Genomic DNA, 18,647 nt, shown 5'->3' with positions numbered 1-18,647 from the left:
ATGAAGAAGAAAATATTGTTTATAGATAGGGACGGGACATTGGTCATTGAACCTCCCATTGATTATCAGCTTGATTCACTGGAAAAGCTGGAATTTTATCCGAGAGTCTTCCGTAATTTGGGCTTTATCCGTAGCAAGCTTGATTTTGAATTTGTGATGGTTACCAATCAGGACGGGCTGGGTACATCTTCGTTTCCGGAAGACACTTTCTGGCCTGCTCACAACTTGATGCTGAAAACATTGGCCGGAGAAGGCATTACCTTTGATGATATTCTGATCGACCGTAGTTTTCCGGAAGATAATGCGCCGACTCGCAAACCGCGTACAGGAATGTTGACGAAGTATATTGATAATCCGGAATATGATCTTGCGGAAAGCTTTGTAATCGGTGATCGTCCTACTGATGTGGAGCTGGCAAAGAATCTTGGTTGCCGTGCTATTTATCTGCAAGAAGCAACGGATGATTTGAAAGAGAAAGGTCTGGAAGATGTTTGCGCACTTGCAACAACAGACTGGGATCAGGTGGCAGAGTTTCTTTTTGCCGGTGAGCGGAAAGCAGAAGTTCGCCGTACAACGAAGGAGACTGATATTTATGTGTCTCTCAATCTCGATGGAAATGGAAGCTGTGATATTTCTACCGGTCTTGGCTTCTTCGATCATATGCTTGAACAAATAGGTAAGCATTCCGGAATGGATCTGACCATTCGGGTAAAAGGCGACCTGGAAGTGGATGAACATCACACCATTGAGGATACTGCCATCGCTTTGGGAGAATGTATTTATCAGGCTTTGGGCAGTAAGCGTGGAATCGAACGTTATGGTTATGCTTTGCCTATGGATGATTGCCTTTGTCAGGTTTGCCTTGATTTCGGAGGTCGTCCTTGGTTAGTATGGGATGCAGAGTTCAATCGTGAGAAAATAGGAGAGATGCCGACGGAGATGTTCCTGCATTTCTTTAAATCATTGAGTGATGCTGCAAAAATGAATCTGAACATCAAGGCTGAAGGACAGAATGAGCATCACAAGATAGAAGGTATCTTTAAAGCGCTTGCACGTGCTCTGAAAATGGCATTGAAAAGAGATATCTATCATTTTGAGCTTCCTTCGAGCAAAGGAGTACTATAATTTGCCTCATCATATTATATAATCTCATAGGATTGCTATATGATAATCAATAACAAACGAATTTGGCTTGGTTTATTTATCGGGATAGTGATGTCTTTTTCGGTTTATGGTCAAAACATAAACGCTGAAAAGATAACTGTTCCCGATAGTAAACTGACTAATTTGTATCAGATAGACTCAGGTGCATATCGTTCGGAGCAACCATCGGATGCTGACTTTAAGGCTTTGGAGAAATACGGTATCCGTGAAGTGCTGAATCTTCGCAACAGGCATAGTGACGATGATGAGGCGGCAGGAACAAAGATTAAGCTTTATCGGCTAAAAATGAAAGCGCATTCAGTCAGTGAAGGTCAATTGATCAATGCATTGCGCATTATCAAGAACCGCAAAGGGCCAATCGTCTTTCATTGTCATCACGGTTCTGATAGGACAGGCGCAGTATGTGCTATGTATCGTATTGTATTTCAAGGAGTGTCAAAGCAAAAAGCTATTCAGGAAATGACCGAAGGAGGTTTCGGTTTTCATCGTATTTATAAAAATATCATTCGCACTATTGAGAAGGCTGATATAGAACGTATTAAAAGAGAAGTATTACAATAGTGCAATTGACCGTATGTTCTATATAACTCATGCGGAAGGATTAATGTTTTCTTCTGCATGAACTGGTATTTTCTCCTGATCTATTACTTTATTCTTCTAAATGATTTAATCTGTTAGACTTGAGTAACTAATAAACTACACTTGTGTAATCAAGAGGATACACAAGTGTAGCTGAATGGTTGTTTAAGTGTATTTGGCTAATTATTCGCATTTGTAGCTAATTGGCTGAAGAACTTACTGTTATAAAGAAAATGCAGTTTTTCTTCTCCAAAAGTCAAAAACAACCGCATGTTTTTTTGTAAACTTCTCTTGAATATGGGGTGTTTTGTGAACTAAATGATTGATATACAGTTCTGTGACATTTTTGTTTTACCCCGTATAATACTTAAGATAAATACAAAAATGTCACAGAAGAAAGATCAAAGAGATTATAAATCTTCTATTTCTTTGAGCCAGATAGTTGAACTTGCATCACTTGGCATTCGCCAGTCACCTCTGGGACTGATGGAAATACTACCTACCTTCGGACCATCGGGCAGACAGGAGCGCTTGAACTGCTGATTAAAGAAACGTCGGAAGAAAGTAGATAACCATTTCTTTATTGTTTCTTTGTCATATACATCCTTGAAAGCTATATTAGCCAGATAGTAAATCTTGGAAGGGCGGAAACCAAAACGCAGGAAGTAATAGAGGAAAAAGTCATGCAGTTCATAAGGCCCTACCAAGTCTTCGGTCTTCTGTTTGATTTCCCCGTTTTCGTCTGCTGGAATTAATTCGGGACTGATAGGAGTATCTACAATATCCAGTAAAGTCGCTTTAGCGTCCTCATCCATATCATTTTCCGCTACCCATTGCACTAGATACTTCACAAGTGTTTTGGGAATACTTCCATTGACACCGTACATAGACATGTGATCTCCATTGTACGTAGCCCATCCGAGTGCAAGTTCTGACAAGTCACCCGTACCCACTACCATTCCCCAAGTTTGGTTAGCGATATCCATTAATATCTGTGTGCGTTCGCGTGCCTGAGAGTTCTCATAGGTGACATCATGTACATTGATATCATGATCGATATCTTTGAAATGCTGGATACAGGCATCTTGAATACTGATTTCCCGGATAGAAATGCCCAATGATTTCATTAAATCAATGGCATTGTTATAAGTACGGTCAGTCGTTCCAAAGCCTGGCATTGTAACTCCCAGAATATCTTTGCGGGGTAAACCGAGTTTGTCGAAGGTCTTCACGCAGACTAATAATGCCAATGTTGAATCCAATCCTCCGGAAATACCGACTACAGCTGTTTTAGCTTTGGTATGAACCAGTCGTTGTGCCAAGCCGGCTATTTGGATAGAGAATACTTCTTCACAATGCTCATCCAGTTCTGCTCCTTGGGGGACAAAAGGATGTGAATTGAAGTCTCGGGTCAAAGTAAGCTCTTTGCTATTAATAAACTCCGTTGCGACGGAGATTGCTTTTTTATCTCCTGGATTTCCCTGGCTGGCAGCAAAAGTGGTGTTGATTCTACGTTCTGCCCGTATGCGTTCCACATCGATTTCGCTAATGATCAGTTGCTCCTCCATGCAGAAACGTTTGCTACGTGCCAGTAATGAGCCGTTTTCGTAAATCAATCCGTTTCCCGCAAATACTACATCCGTAGTAGACTCCCCGAAACCACAGGAAGAAAATACGTATCCTGCAATGCAACGTGCTGATTGTTGGCTGATAAGAGAACAGAGATAATGATGCTTTCCGATTCCTTCATTATCGGCAGACATATTGAAAATAATTTCTGCTCCTTGTAAAGCCAATGAGGAACTGGGAGGTATGGTAGCCCAAAGGTCTTCGCAAATTTCGATCCCAAAAGTCGTATCGGAAGTTTCAAACAGCAGGTTGGCACCTATGGGAACGATTTGTCCGCATAGGCGTACGGTATCTTCTGTCAGTTGAAGGGCAGAAGTAAACCAGCGCTGTTCGTAGAACTCCTTATAATTGGGGAGGTAAGTTTTGGCAGCAACACCTAGTACTTTTCCTTTTTGAATCACTACGGCGGCATTGATCACGGTTGAATTGACTACTACCGGCATGCCGACAATAGAGATGATGTCCAGTTGGCGGGTATTATTGAGTATCTGCATTAGCCCCATCTCTGCTTCTTCCAGCAAAATCTGCTGTCCGAATAAGTCACCGCAAGTATATCCGGTAATACTCATTTCCGGGAATACTATGATTTGCACACCCTTACCTTCAGCTATTGCGATTTGGCTTTCTATTCTCTCTACATTGAATTTACAGTCGGCCACTTTAACGTGTGGCACGGCTGCAGCTACTTTTACGAATCCGTAGTTCATCTTGTACCTTTTTATATATAGTGGGTACAAAAATAGGAAATAGTTTTGGATTTTTGCCCTTTTGACTCTGAATCCTCAAAATGAGGTGTCTTATGTCGTTTTAATGACTATTGCATAAGCAACTAATAAGAATGTCAAATGGAAAGTAAGATGGTCTTATTTTTGACGGTTTATATGGGATATATCTATTTGTTTATTAATATTTTGTTAATTATGCAATAAAAAGACATTTGAGGAAATTTGGTATAAAAAATGAGACTTTTTGTTTTTTCTATTTAACTATTATAATTATATTTGTAGCCAAATTAAAGAATTTTATAGGCAATTTACACCTAAACAAACGATAAGCACTTATTAATATCTATAATTTTAGAGAGATGGACATACACTTTATTAGTATTGCAGCGACACAAGACATTTATTTAGACATATGGCGTAATATTAAAAACCAGCCAAGCTAATTTCCCTATTCTATATATTGTATAGACTATTTAATAGTCTGTCCTGGAACGATGATAAAAGTATACTTTTCAAAGTCGCTCCAAGGGGAGAAGTATATTGCTGTTTCATGCGTGAAGCGTAATATGCTAAGTTTTCGTTTTGTAGATAAATCTGTAAAAAATAAATCAATTCATTAATTTAAATTCAAGTATCAAAGATGAGAAAATCAATTCTCTTGTTTGTACTCTTTGCTCTACTGAATATTCCTCTTATGCTTTTTGCACAGAGTGGATATAAGGTAAAAGGACATGTTGTTTCGGCAGAAGATAATGAGCCGATGGTTGGTGTGTCTATTTTAGAGAAGGGTACTACAAATGGTGTAATTACCGACATTGATGGTAATTACACTCTTGAGATTAAGGGTACGGCAAGTGCTACTTTGCTGTTCTCTTATATCGGTATGCAATCACAGGCACATGCGGTTAGTGCCAAAACCGGAACACTGAATGTTCGTCTGGTTTCAGATGCTGCTTTAATAGATGAGGTAGTGGTAGTAGCGTATGGAACTCGTAAAAAAGGGACGATTGCTGGTGCCGTATCCACTGTTAAAGCGGAAAAATTAGAAAATGTGCCTGCTGCAGGTTTTGATCAGTCACTGCAGGGACAGACACCGGGATTATCTGTAATCTCTAACTCGGGAGAACCTAGTAAGGCGGCTGTTTTCCAGATTCGCGGTACGAATTCAATTAATTCGGGTACGGCACCGTTGTTTATTTTGGATGGTGTGCCTATTTCCAGTGCTGACTTTAATACGATCAGTCCGGGAGATATAGAGTCCATCTCTGTGTTGAAAGACGCTTCTTCAACCTCTATTTATGGTGCCCGTGCAGCGAATGGTGTGGTTGTAATCACTTCCAAACGTGGGTTGGCAATGGATAAAGCAAAAGTAACATTGCGTGGACAGTGGGGATTCTCACAATTGGCGTCGGATGATAACTGGATGATGATGAATACACCGGAGCGTATCCAATTTGAAAAAGAAATTGGCTTGGACACAGGTAAGGATTATAATTTGCTTTCTCGTACAGATATTAATTGGCTGGATAAAGTATTTAATGATCGCGCTCCATTGCAGAGTTATGAACTGTCTGTTAACCGTGCTACCGATCGTTTGAACTACTATGTCTCAGGAGGATTTTACGATCAGGACGGTATTGCCCAAAGTTCAACTTTCCGTCGTTATAACATGCGTGCCAATGCGGAGGTAAAAGCCAGCAACTGGTTGAAAATAGGTACCAATACGATGATGGCTTATGAGGAAATAGCGCAGGCTGAAGAAGGGGATATGGCACTTTATACTCCTATTTCCGGTTCACGCTTTATGTTGCCTTACTGGAATCCTTATAATGCTGATGGCTCTTTGGCTTCTGAAAATGACGGAACTTGGAAAGGGACAGGACAGAACCCTATTGAGTGGATGGCAAATAACCCTGTAGAACATAAAAAATATAAGTTGTTGTCAACTGTTTTTGCAGATATTACTCCTGTTAAGAACTTGACTGTCCGGGCTCAGTTTGGTGCTGATTATTCTCATTCTACGTCATTTATGCAATCTTTTCCTAGTTATATAATTAATAATAAATCAGGAAGTGCCGGACGTAGTTCGGCGGATATTTTGAGTCTGAGTGAAACTCTTACGGCAAATTACCGATGGGCATTGAATGACGAACATTCATTCAATTTCTTGTTGGGACAAGAAGGTATAGATTATCGTTCAACTGGGTTTCAGGTTGTTACGAGAGGGCAGACAATAGACCGGTTGACAAATGTAACTTCCGGTACGCGGGCCTCTTCATGGCAAGATGTCAATAGTAGCTATTCTTATTTATCGCTTTTCTTCCGTGGCGAGTACAACTATAAGGATTTGTATTATGCGGAAGTTGCCGGGCGTATGGATGCTTCTTCCCGTTTTGGTAAAGATCATCGTTGGGGAGCTTTCTGGTCATTGGGCTTTATGTGGAACATAAAGAACGAGGCTTTCCTGAAAGATGTGGAATGGTTGACTAATGCGCAGATAAAGTTGAGTACCGGTACTTCGGGTAACTCGAGTATCCCTGACTACGATCATCTTGCACTTGTTTCCGGGAATGCCAACTATAACGATGAAGCGGGTATCTTTCCTTTACAGAGTGGAAATGAAAAATTAGGCTGGGAGCAGACTTGGGCTAACAATGTTGGTTTTACTTTGGGGCTCTTTAATCGTGTTAATGTAAACGTTGATTTTTATCATAAGAAGACTACTAATATATTGATGTATGTACCCACATCTTATGCCATAACTGGTGAGGGGTATCGTTGGGAGAATATCGGTGCTATGATGAACCGGGGTGTTGAAGTGGCAGTAGATGGTAATGTCATCCATACAAAGGATTTCACTTGGAATCTTAGTGCTAATTTCTCTTATAATAAGAATAAGTTGTTGGAACTTTACAATGGGGTAGAAGAGTATGTAAATTCTACGACTGGCTTAAAGTATATGGTCGGACATCCTACAACTGAGTTCTTCCTGAATCGTTATGCAGGTGTGAACCCCGCTAATGGGGACGCTTTGTGGTACACAGCCGACGGAGAGTTAACAACTGAATTTCGTCAGGAAGATAAAGTTATGACTGGCAAGACTTTCGATTCTCCATGGGCAGGTGGTTTTGGAACTACCCTCGTGTGGAAAGGGCTTTCATTGTCGGCGCAGTTCAGCTGGATGGCGAAACGCTACGTGATGAATAATGACCGCTTCTTTGAAGAAAGTAACGGACTGTATAGCGCATATAACCAGTCTAAGCGACTGTTGTATGATCGTTGGAAAAAGCCCGGTGATATTACGGATATTCCCCGCTACGATGTGGTGGCACAACTTGACGACCGCTTTCTTGAAAATACTTCATTCCTTCGTTTGAAGAATCTGACATTGGCTTATTCACTTCCGCAATCGTTGTTGAAGAAAAGTAATTTCTTCACAGCAGCACGCGTTTACCTGCAAGGACAGAATTTGCTGACTTGGACTGGTTTTACCGGACTTGACCCGGAAGTTGCAAGCAATATTTATAGAGCACAATACCCGGCATCACGCCAATTTACTTTGGGTGTTGAAGTTTCATTCTAAATAGTATATTAAAGAAAGATGATTAAGAAATTTAAATTATATATCTTGTTGGCTGCCGTGGCATTTTCCTACACTTCCTGTTTGGATAAGATGCCTGAGGATGCAATCCCTTTCGATAAGTCTATCCAGACGGTAGATGATGTAAATCTGGCAGTTATAGGTATTTATGATACTTTTAAAAGTAGTGCCTTGTACTCCGGAAGTCTTACGTTATTACCCGATTTGCAGACTGACTTTGTGTATGGAGTAAACGGAAATACGAATACTTATGGAGATATTTGGCGTTGGAAAGACATTTTGGCAACCAATACAAATATTGAAGGTGTTTATGCTGCATTATATAATGTAATCAATCGTTGTAACTTTCTGCTCGACCGTGTGGATGGAGTAAGAAATAAAACTACTAATGATAACGATTTGGATAAAATAGACCAATGTTGTGGTGAAGCCTATTTTGCCCGTGCGCTTGCTTATTCGGAATTGGTAAAACTTTTCTGTAAGGCTTATGAAAGTGATGAAGACGCAGCCAATCAGTTGGGTGTTATCCTGACCGAGCATTATGCAGGAGACGAAGAAATGAAGCGTGCTTCACTGAAAGATTCTTATCAGTTTATCCTTAGTGATCTCGATCGTGCAGCTGAATTGCTGGCATTGGATGAGGATTACAATCCGGCTACTGATGGTGCTTTGTTCAATAACGCTACTTATTTCAATGAATACACTGTATATGCTTTGCGTGCACGCGTAGCTCTCTATATGAGAAAGTGGGATGAAGCTATTAAGTATTCTAGTAAAGTAATAGACAGTGATTACTTTGTCTTGTCTAGCTGTACTCAGAATATTTCTTCCGGAGTGAGTTATTACAAGTATATGTGGACGAATGACCTCTCTACTGAAATTATTTGGAAAGTTGGTTTTACCGTAAATTCTTATGGAGGTCGCTTGGGACAGATTTTCTTTAATTACGACTACAGTAATTATCGTCCTGATTATGTGCCGGCAACATGGGTTCTCAACTCATATGATAATAACGACTTACGTGTATCTACTTTTTTCCAATCATATACTACTGGCTATAGTCACCATCTTTCTTGGCCTTTGCTGATAAAGTATTTTGGTAACGAAGCATTCCTGGAAACTAAGATACTTCACGTCTGTATGCCGAAAGTACTTCGTTTGTCGGAACAGTATCTGATACGTGCTGAGGCTTATGTACAACAGGAGAAGCCTGATTATGGTCGTGCCGGAAAAGATATCACTACTCTTCGTACAGCACGTTATTCCAGTTATGGTGGTTCTACTTCTTTGACGGCTTCCAATGCAATGGATGTTATTGAGGCAGAACGCGTGAAAGAACTTTATATGGAAGGTTTCCGTCTTCATGATTTGAAACGCTGGCACAAAGGTTTCGAGCGTAAACCACAAGACCAGTCATTGGCAAATGGTAGTAGCTTGAAAGTAGAAGCTGACGATCCTTTGTTCGTGTGGCCTATACCGCAGCACGAATTGGACGCTCCGGGCTCACAAGTCCAACCGAATGAAAGTAACAAATAAGATTAAAAGCATACGATAATGAAGAAATTATTAATAGGATGTATGGCAGCCATTGCTGCTCTGATAGCTCTTTCCGGATGCGATCAGGACAAGGTGTTATACAACGGATCCAGTTATCTTATGTTTTCTGACACGCTTTATACTTATGCCGTGCAAGAAACGAATGAGATATTTAATGTTCCTGTCTCTGCTACTAAGTCTGTTGACTACGACCGCACGCTGGCTGTCGAAGTGATAGACAAAGAAAGCAATGCCGTGGAAGGTAAGCATTACAGAATTTTGTCGAATACCGTTACCATTAAAGCGGGCGAAATGAGCACTAACGTGGAGGTGGAAGGTATTTATAAGAATATTGGTATTAGCGACTCGCTGGGCTTTGCTTTGCGGCTCGTAATTCCTGAAACTGAGCAATGGAGTATGTATGGAACTGAGGCAAAAGTTGTGATGCAGAAGGTTTGTCCGTTTGATATCAAAAACTTTACAGGATATTGCAAGGTGACTTCTACCTATTTATCATCGGATTACTATCCGAAGAATGTAGACTTGCGTTTGGTAACTTCTGATGTGGTAGAGGGTAAAGAAAATACAGTTGTTATACATGACCTCTACTTTGACGGCTACGATATGGAAATCACCTTCAATCGGGATGATATCCTGCAACCGATCGTCGAAATGGAAGAGCAAATTTGTGGAACGACAGGTGAGGCTTTCAACACCATTCACGGTGACGACAAATTGCGGCTTAATCAACCTACCGCTTATACTTCTTTTTATAGTACTAATGAGAACTTTGTCTTCCAATATGTCACAATGAGTGTGAATAATAGAGATGGCTCATTATATGGTGTAGTAGGAACATTTGCCAATGTCATAGAATGGATAAGTGAAGCGGAAGCAGAAAAATTAAAAGAACAAGGATATTAAAAAATAAGAATATAAATGGATATGAAAAAGTTTAGTTTAAAACCACTAGGAGATTCTTGTATGAAGATGTCGTGCAAGAGTTGGTTCTTCATTGGCTTACTCATGACTTTCTGTCTGGCAGCGTGTTCGGACGATGATGACGATGCAGTGGCTCCGATATTTCCGGAAAAGCAGAACATTGTTTGCAATGCAGGTGAGACAAAAGAGTTTACTTTTACGGCTAATACGAATTGGAGTTTGGCATCTTCCGCCATTTGGTGTAAGTTTCAGTCCAATGATATGGAAGAATTTGTTGTGTCCGGAACAGCCGGTACACAAACTGTAACAATCTTAGCTACTGATGACAATCAGAAAGTGGATAACATTAGTGTGGCTAAATTGGAATTGACAATGGGTGGTCAGACTATTGTGATTGGAGAGGTAACTCGTTCGGCTAAGGGATATGAATTGGAAGTATATGATGAAGCAGGCGAGGTGGTCAAAGAACTTAAAGTGGGCTATCAGGACTTCTCTAAATTTAGCGTTAAAGCTAATTTCCGTTTTGCCGCTACAAACCTGCCGGGTTGGGTAGAACTGGAAGGCGGCTCTCTTGTAGGTGCAGTTAATCAAGAAGTGACTGGTGGCTTGAAGATAATAAAAGATGAGAATCGTGAAAAATATCCGGTTGAAGCAAGCGATAAAAACGTGATTACATTCTCTGACGAAGAAGGTAAAGCATTCTATTCTTTTAAAGTTTCTTATGATGGCATGACACCTGGGGTTATGGAATTGACGCTTCCGTCAACTTATCCTACCAATTGGGTTGTTTCAATGGATGGAAAGACATTTACACAAAAAAGTACGGGTGGTAGTACTGGTGATATTACTTTACACAAAAGAATGCCATTCACTATTAAAACTTTAAGTGATAAATATGTATTTGTATATATGGAGGAATGGGAAGATATGCTGGGAAATAAGAATATTTCAACAATAGACCCTGATATGATATGGATGCATTGTGAAGGTGAAAAAGGTAAAATAAATCTCACAGTTGATGAATATACTCCTAATGTTAGTTGGGGAGAGCCTGAATCTAGAACTGGTTATGTTCTTGCGTTCTCACAGGCTGAGTATGAAAGTATCAAAGATAATTTGGAAGAAACTATTGTTGAAAATGGAGAGATAGCTTATAAGTATGAACAGAGAAATCTTTTAATTGGCTTTACTCAGAAAGAAGTGAAAGAAGAACCCGGTAATCAGAGCTTCATTATAAAAAAAGCCGGATGGGAAGAAGTTTCACCTACTAAAACAACAAATACTTCTATTTTAGAACTCCTCCAAGGAAACTATTTTATTGATGATGTTTATTCAATATCTGCTAATGCAGGCGAATATTATGCGGTTAATCCGTTATTATCCGAAAGTGAATGGATAGGTGAAGCTTATGCAATTAATGCTGATGATGAGGATGTTACTGTAACTCTTGAGGCATCAATGGATGAGACTGGAAATATGATTTTGGGGGTCACTGTACCTGACGTTTTTAAGGAAGATTTAATCATTGTTTTTAAGGGAACAGATATGCTCTTTAAGAAGGCTTTGGTGATTACCCCTGCCAATTAATTAATTTAGATAGTATATTAAATGAATCTACATAAATTATACTCAATATTCTTCTTACCCCTCATCGTCAGCTTACTAACGATGGTGGTAACTGGTTGCTCTGATGACGGTGACGAGGTACTGCAAAGCCAATACGGCTATGTGCAGTTCAAGCTCTATAAGAGCACCTCTTTTGAGAAAGGAACAACCACCCGTGCAACAGACAAACTGGAAACGTTGTCTAGTGCACAGAAGATAAAGGTTGTGATGACGCACAACGGAACGACCGTTTCACAGACTGTACCCTTGAACGCATACAATGCGAACAATGCGGAATATGGTCTGCGTAGTGATAAATTGCAGTTATTGGCCGGTACTTATAAGATTATCGGTTACTACCTGTATGATAAACTTGATGAGGTTCTGTTGGCAGGACCTGGTGGAGATGACAGCGAATTTACCGTTGTCGGTCAAGGACTTCAGGAAAAAGCGTTGGCTGTAGATGCTGTAGCACGTGGAACTGTTACTTTTAAGCTAACGAAAGAAGGTCTTAGCACACGTGCGGTCGGTGAATATTTATTTAGCAATATTCGCTATGTCGATGTTACTGTAATGAACACCTTTACTCGTGTCACAACAGAGATGAAAGGGATGAAAGTTACTTATGAAGAAGGCTCTAAGGAAAACCAGAACCCTGATAATGCTAATGACAAGTATATGGACATAGGTGTGGCAACATGTGATTCTGCCGTATGGCTTCCTGCCGGTACTTTTCAAGTAGTGGCATATACCACCTATACACAAAGTGGTGGTACGCGACCGGTATTGGAAACACAGTCCGTAAGAGGAGAACCTTTTACAGTGAAAGACAATGAATTGACAGAAGATGCTAATGTGCCTATCCAATTGAAAGAGACTGCAGAATACATTAAGGACTACAAAGCGCTGAAAATTATTTGGGAAGCCTTGGACGGAAAGAACTGGAAGTACAATGGCGGTACTGTGAATAATACTGTCAGCAGTTCAAACTGGAACTTTAATAAAGAACTGGATATGTGGGGGGATCAGCCTGGAGTTGATCTCGATAACAATGGACGTGTTATAGGGCTTTCACTTGCTGGCTTTGGTGCTAAAGGCAGAGTGCCTGATGCTATCGGACAGTTAACTGAACTAAAAACTCTTTCTTTTGGTACGCATAGTGAAATATTGAGCGGCAGACTCTTTGGTGAAGATGAACTGACCCCAGATATGAGCGAGGAACAGAAGCAAAGAATACGTATGCATTACAAAAGAACATTTCTTGATCGCGATCCGCGTCTGAATATGTCGGAACTTTTGCAAGACGGTATTAACAGACATCCTGACCTGCAACCGATAAAGAAGAATAACCGCATTTCATTAAAGGATACTCAAATAGGTATCCTTACTAATCGAATAACATTTATTTCAAAGGCTATTCAGCGATTGACTAATTTACAGACAATCTATTTTGCCAATTCGCCGTTTACTTATGATAATATCGCTGCCGATTGGGAAGATGCCGATTCAGAATATGCTAAGCAGTATGCGGATGAAGAGTTAAGTTGGAGTAATCTGACAAAACTGACGGATCTGGAATTATATAATTGTCCAAATCTGACACAAATACCGGAATTTATATATGATTTGCCGGAGTTACAGTTATTAAATATAGCTTGTAATAAAGGTATCAGTGGGGATCAACTGACTGCTGACTGGCAAAGGCTGGCTGACGATGAAGATACAGGGCCAAAAATTCAAATCTTATATATGGGTTATAACAATCTGGAAAGATTCCCCGAATCTGCATCCTTACAGAAAATGGTAAAACTTGGCTTATTAGATTGTGTACACAATAATGTAAAACAATTGGAAGCTTTCGGTACAAATGTTAAACTGACAGACCTTAAGCTGGATTATAACCAGATTGAAGAAATCCCGGATAACTTTTGTGCATTTACCGATCAGGTAGAAGGCTTGGGCTTTTCTCATAATAAGTTGAAATATATACCGAATATTTTTAATGCTAAATCGGTATATGTTATGGGTTCTGTCGATTTCTCGTATAATGAAATAGGTTCGGAAGGAAGCAATATCGATTGTCCGATGGCCCAATTCAAGGGTATCAATGCCAGTACAGTGACTTTATCGTATAATAAAATAACGAAATTCCCTACAGAACTGTTTGCATCAGGTTCACCGATATCGACTATTGACTTGAGTAATAATCTGATGACATCGATTCCGGAAAATTCGCTGAAACCCAAAGAAGGAAACTATAAGAATACGTACATGCTGACCATTATAGATTTGCGCTTCAATAAATTAACAAGCTTGTCTGATGACTTCCGGGCGACAACCTTGCCTTATTTGAGTAATATGGATGTTAGTTACAACTGTTTCTCTACGTTCCCGACACAGCCGTTGAACAGTAGTCAATTGAAGGCTTTTGGTATTCGTCACCAACGTGATGCGGAAGGTAACCGTATCTTGCGCCAATGGCCGACAGGTATCACTACCTGTCCGAGCTTGATCCAGTTGCAAATCGGTTCAAATGACATCCGTAAAGTAGATGAAACTCTGACACCGCAGCTTTATATATTGGATATCGCAGACAATCCGAATATCTCTATTGATGTGACCAAAGTATGTCCTTATATTGAGGCAGGTATGTATGCGCTGTTCTATGATACTACGCAGGATATTCGTGGTTGTGATGCTTTAGGTATTGAACGATAATATAAAAGATTCTATTAATGAAATATTTTAGTAAAATAACATTAGGACTGATTCTTTGTGCGGGGTTCGTATCCTCGTGCAAGGATGATGATGAAGTGGGAATCGATGGCATTACGATAGATAAGGAAGAAATTACTATCGGTGCCGAAGGAGGAACTGAGAAGATTGCCGTTTCGTCCAATGATCAATGGGTGGCACGTGTGTCACAACCTTGGATTGCCGTTTCACCGGCAAATGGGCTGGGCTCGGCAGTATGTGATCTTGCTATAGACTCTACACTGACAAATGTTGCGCGTACGGCGCAGGTACGTTTCACTATGGACGGTCGGGAACCTCGATTGGTTACAGTTACACAGTTTGGTTTCGGTAAGCAAATCTTAGTGAGAGAACCGGAAGTGAAAATCCCTAGTTCGGATGTTTATAAAGATCGTCATTTCGAGTCTACTATTTCCACGAATGTGAATTTCAAAATCGGAAGCGTGGATTATTCTTTTGCAGAAGAAGCAACCATGACCGATGAAGAGAAAAAGGAAGTGGAAGGAGAACGTAGCAACTGGGTGACATTGCCGAAAGATAAAGACCTGGAAGTGAATTTAGACAGAGGAGCACGTCCCCGTACTTTGAAAGTTGATTTTCGATGGGGAATGAACGTGGCTCCATATACTCGTGTGGCAAAGATTCATCTGATTCCGGTAAATTCGGATGATCAACTGGTGGACGACAATGGTAATAAAATAGATGCAGTTGTGCTGACTGTTACACAGGAAGCTGCCATGAGAATCGAAGACAATCGTGCAGGTGACTCATTAGCTATTATCACCATTAATAACAAACTCCAGAGTATGATGAGCTTTGATACCAGTGAAAGTATGATGAACTGGGATTTCGTGACACTTTGGGAAGCTACGGATAAGGAAATAAAAGATGGAGAACTTCCGGAAGAAGCTGTGGGGCGTGTACGTTCTGTACATTTTGCTATGATCGATCTGCAAGACGGTGAAACATTGCCGAAGGAAATTCGTCATCTGAAATATCTGGAATCATTTGCTGTCATGAGTAATGCCAACAGACAGATACGTACGATCCATTTAGGTGAAGAAATCTGTGAATTGGAATATCTGAAAGATTTGAAGATGTTCTCTTTCGGTATGAATGATCTCCCTAAGAATTTTGTTAAACTGGGTAAAAAGATGGTAAGTCTTGACTTGTCAAGTAATAATTTCCAGAAGTTATCTGTGATTACAGATGTGGTAAACGAAGAAAATTTCCCACATTTAAGATCATTATCATTGACCGGATGTCGTGCTACAGAAACACTGAAAGACTTAACTCAGATTGATGGAAACAATCAATATAATGGTAAGGATGTTGGGTTGCATGTTAATATTTCACAAGGACAGCCGGAAAGAGCAGCATTCCTGAAATTGCTGACTTGGGATAAACTGAATGCACTGTTCCTGTCTTATAACTTCCTTGAGGGAGAATTACCTACTGACGCAGAAGTTAAAAGTGCATTGGCTGCTGCCAGAAAACCATTAACTTATCAACATGATGATTTCTTTACTAAAGAGGAATTGACTGCTACACCATCATTATTCCTTGATAAGATATCAAAGGATACTTGTCAATGGTTGCTGACGGGTGACAATCAGGTTACTTATCAGAAGCAGTCTCCGGTAACAGGACAGGATATTCCACGTGTACTACCATTTGCCCGTACAGTTCATATTAATTTGAACTTCTTGACTGGTGCAATACCGAACTGGCTTCTGTTCCATCCTTACTTTGTATATTGGTATCCGGAAACTATGGTATTCAATCAGCAAGAAGGAGGTATAAATTCAGAAGGAAAGGCAGTTGGATTTAGCAATGTGGATGTTGTGAATTACGATTATTCTTACTACTATGGGGATAAAGACCCGGAAGCAAGTCAGGTTGTTAAAGGTGTAGCCTATCCGCTATATTACAGAAAATTTGTATTATCGGGGACAACAGACTAAGATAACTGTGGAGTAAATATCATTAACAAGAATAACTTTTTAAAAAGGAACAATGAAGAAAAAAATCTTATATACAGCACTGTTTGCCCTGCTGCTGGCTTCATGCTCGGAACAAGAATTTATTGAACAACCGTCTACCCCTGCAGGGGGGACGGAAGTTCAGTTTCCGACTGATGTCACTTCCGGTGAATTGCTGATTAAATTCGATCCTGCAATGACCGAAATTCTTGACCAAGCCCTCAAGGTTGCGACAAGAAGTGGAGGAGCCATGACCCGTTCCGGGATTCCATCTACTGATGAAGTATTGGCTATTTTGGGTGCATACCAGTTTGAACGTATATTTCCGGTCGATGCTAAAAATGAAGAACGCACCCGTAGTGCCGGACTACATTTGTGGTATCGAGTGAAGTTTAATGAAAATACGGACCTGAAGGAAGCGGCCAGCCGTCTTGGTAAATTAGGTGAAATATCAAAAGTACAAGGCAATAGCCGTATTAAACGTGCTTACAAAACCGAAGGATATCGGAGTTATATCAACGAGAGCGCTTTGCGGCAAAAGGCTGCTACACGTGCTGTATCAGCAAGAAGCTCGTTCTCCGATCCAGGATTGTCTTATCAATGGCATTATAATAATACTGGAGAGAATGAATTTGATAATCAAAATGATTTAGGTAATGGTTCGGAAGCAGGGTGTGATGTCGGTTGTACGGAAGCCTGGCAGAAATGTAAGGGCGATCCGTCTATTATAGTCGCTGTACTGGATGAAGGTGTAATGAATACACATCCTGATCTGGTTGGTAATATCTGGATTAATGAAGGAGAAGAACTTTATGCTGATGCCGATGCCGATGGTAACGGATATAAGGATGATAAATATGGTTACAATTTCGTAAGTAATACAGGTGTTATCTCATGGATGGAAACAAGCGATACGGGACACGGAACACACGTCGCCGGTACTATTGCTGCTATGAATAATAATGGTATCGGTGTTTGTGGTATTGCCGGTGGTGATGGGACGAAAAATTCGGGTGTGAAGATTATGTCATGCCAAGTGTTTTCCGGAGACTACGGTGTCAGCTTGGATGCTGAGGCCAGAGCCATCAAATATGCTGCCGATAATGGCGCTGTTATTTTGCAGTGTAGCTGGGGATACAACTCTTCTTTAGCTAATATGATCGAAGGATATACTCCAGGGCCGGGAACGGAAAAAGAGTGGGAGAGTATTTATCCATTGGAAAAAGAAGCATTAGATTATTTTATCAATAACGCCGGTTCTCCCAATGGAGTGATTGATGGTGGTTTGGCTATTTTTGCATCCGGTAACGAATATGCAGGAATGCCGGCATTCCCCGCTGCTTATTCCAAATGTATAGCAGTGAGTGCGGTGGCTGCCGATTTTACCCCGGCTTCTTATACTAACTACGGTGTGGAAGCGACAGTTTCTGCTCCGGGTGGTGATACGGAGTACTATAATCCGGTAGGTAAAGAAGATCCTGAAGCTTGGGCAGAAGGTATATACTCCGGTTCTATTCTTTCTACTTGGATACAGAACGGTACTGCTACTTATGGTTTTATGGATGGTACATCTATGGCTTGTCCGCATGTATCGGGAGTAGCGGCATTAGGCTTGTCCTATGCTGTAAAACAACGCCGTCATTTTAAAGCAACTGAGTTCATTGAACTGCTGAAGAATTCTGCAAAACCATTGGACGGCTGGTATACTGGTGGAAAAGTGAAAACTTATTATCGCAATCATCTTTCTGCCGGTGCTTCTCCTACAAAAGTAGAACTGTCGAAGTATGTCGGCAAGATGGGTACAGGCTTAGTAAATGCCGGAAGTTTGCTTAACAGTATTGAAGGGAGTGGTTCGGATATGGTAGTGCCAAATGTCTATGTGGCAGAAAGTACAACATCGACTCTTAATTTGGCTTACTACTTTGTAAATGGTGAAACACTGACTTATACTTGCACATCGAGCGACCCGGCTACCGCTGCAGTGAGCGTAAGTAATACGCTTATGACCGTATCTGGTATAAAAACCGGTACAGCTCGTATTACAGTGAAAGTAAGCAACGGAAGCGAACAGTCCATTGCCGTTACCGTCCGTAAAAAGGCTAATGATAACGGTTGGATGTAATTTTAATA

10 protein-coding genes are annotated in these 18,647 nt (G+C 40.6%); 9 read left to right on the top strand and 1 reads right to left on the bottom strand.

The window, feature by feature from the left end; all coding sequences use genetic code 11:
- The gene (gene hisB, locus DW640_RS03655; protein WP_074858665.1) at positions 1-1,125 is read left to right on the top strand and encodes a bifunctional histidinol-phosphatase/imidazoleglycerol-phosphate dehydratase HisB; all 1,125 of its coding nucleotides are present in this window, start codon (positions 1-3) and stop codon (positions 1,123-1,125) included.
- Positions 1,126-1,164: 39 nt separating this feature from the next.
- Positions 1,165-1,725 carry a dual specificity protein phosphatase family protein gene (locus DW640_RS03650; RefSeq protein WP_165360476.1) on the top strand — a complete coding sequence of 187 codons (561 nt, stop codon included), beginning with the start codon at positions 1,165-1,167 and terminating at the stop codon, positions 1,723-1,725.
- Between the two features lie 428 nt (positions 1,726-2,153).
- On the opposite strand, the gene DW640_RS03645 is transcribed toward DW640_RS03650, so the two are convergent.
- On the bottom strand, positions 2,154-4,079 hold the full coding sequence (locus DW640_RS03645) for an NAD(+) synthase (RefSeq protein ID WP_008766228.1): 1,926 nt from the start codon (positions 4,077-4,079) through the stop codon (positions 2,154-2,156).
- A gap of 658 nt (positions 4,080-4,737) precedes the next feature.
- On the opposite strand from DW640_RS03645, the gene DW640_RS03640 reads away from it, so the two are divergent.
- From DW640_RS03640 to DW640_RS03610, 7 genes are read left to right on the top strand one after another with little or no spacing between them, the layout of a single operon-like run.
- Positions 4,738-7,680, top strand: coding sequence for a TonB-dependent receptor (locus DW640_RS03640; RefSeq protein WP_055228975.1), 2,943 nt, complete (start codon positions 4,738-4,740; stop codon positions 7,678-7,680).
- 18 nt (positions 7,681-7,698) lie between these two features.
- Positions 7,699-9,234 (top strand): RagB/SusD family nutrient uptake outer membrane protein, encoded by a 1,536-nt coding sequence (locus tag DW640_RS03635; RefSeq protein ID WP_074858658.1) that lies wholly within the window; start codon positions 7,699-7,701, stop codon positions 9,232-9,234.
- An 18-nt stretch (positions 9,235-9,252) separates the two neighbouring features.
- The gene (locus tag DW640_RS03630; protein ID WP_048692568.1) at positions 9,253-10,158 is read left to right on the top strand and encodes a DUF4984 domain-containing protein; all 906 of its coding nucleotides are present in this window, start codon (positions 9,253-9,255) and stop codon (positions 10,156-10,158) included.
- 15 nt (positions 10,159-10,173) lie between these two features.
- Positions 10,174-11,763: a DUF5003 domain-containing protein gene (locus tag DW640_RS03625; protein ID WP_016267965.1), complete on the top strand. Its 1,590-nt coding sequence runs from the start codon at positions 10,174-10,176 to the stop codon at positions 11,761-11,763.
- Positions 11,764-11,784: 21 nt separating this feature from the next.
- Positions 11,785-14,499 carry a DUF4458 domain-containing protein gene (locus DW640_RS03620; protein ID WP_074858655.1) on the top strand — a complete coding sequence of 905 codons (2,715 nt, stop codon included), beginning with the start codon at positions 11,785-11,787 and terminating at the stop codon, positions 14,497-14,499.
- A 17-nt stretch (positions 14,500-14,516) separates the two neighbouring features.
- Complete coding sequence (locus tag DW640_RS03615) at positions 14,517-16,499, top strand: BACON domain-containing protein (RefSeq protein WP_048697163.1); 1,983 nt, start codon at positions 14,517-14,519, stop codon at positions 16,497-16,499.
- 52 nt (positions 16,500-16,551) lie between these two features.
- Positions 16,552-18,639 (top strand): subtilase family N-terminal domain-containing protein, encoded by a 2,088-nt coding sequence (locus DW640_RS03610; RefSeq protein WP_074858651.1) that lies wholly within the window; start codon positions 16,552-16,554, stop codon positions 18,637-18,639.
- The last annotated feature ends 8 nt before the right edge of the window (positions 18,640-18,647 follow it).

This window comes from Bacteroides sp. AM23-12 (assembly GCF_003434395.1).
GTDB lineage: Bacteria > Bacteroidota > Bacteroidia > Bacteroidales > Bacteroidaceae > Bacteroides > Bacteroides thetaiotaomicron.
Note: the sequence above shows the minus strand (reverse complement) of the source record. Positions and strands in the feature narration are given on the sequence as shown.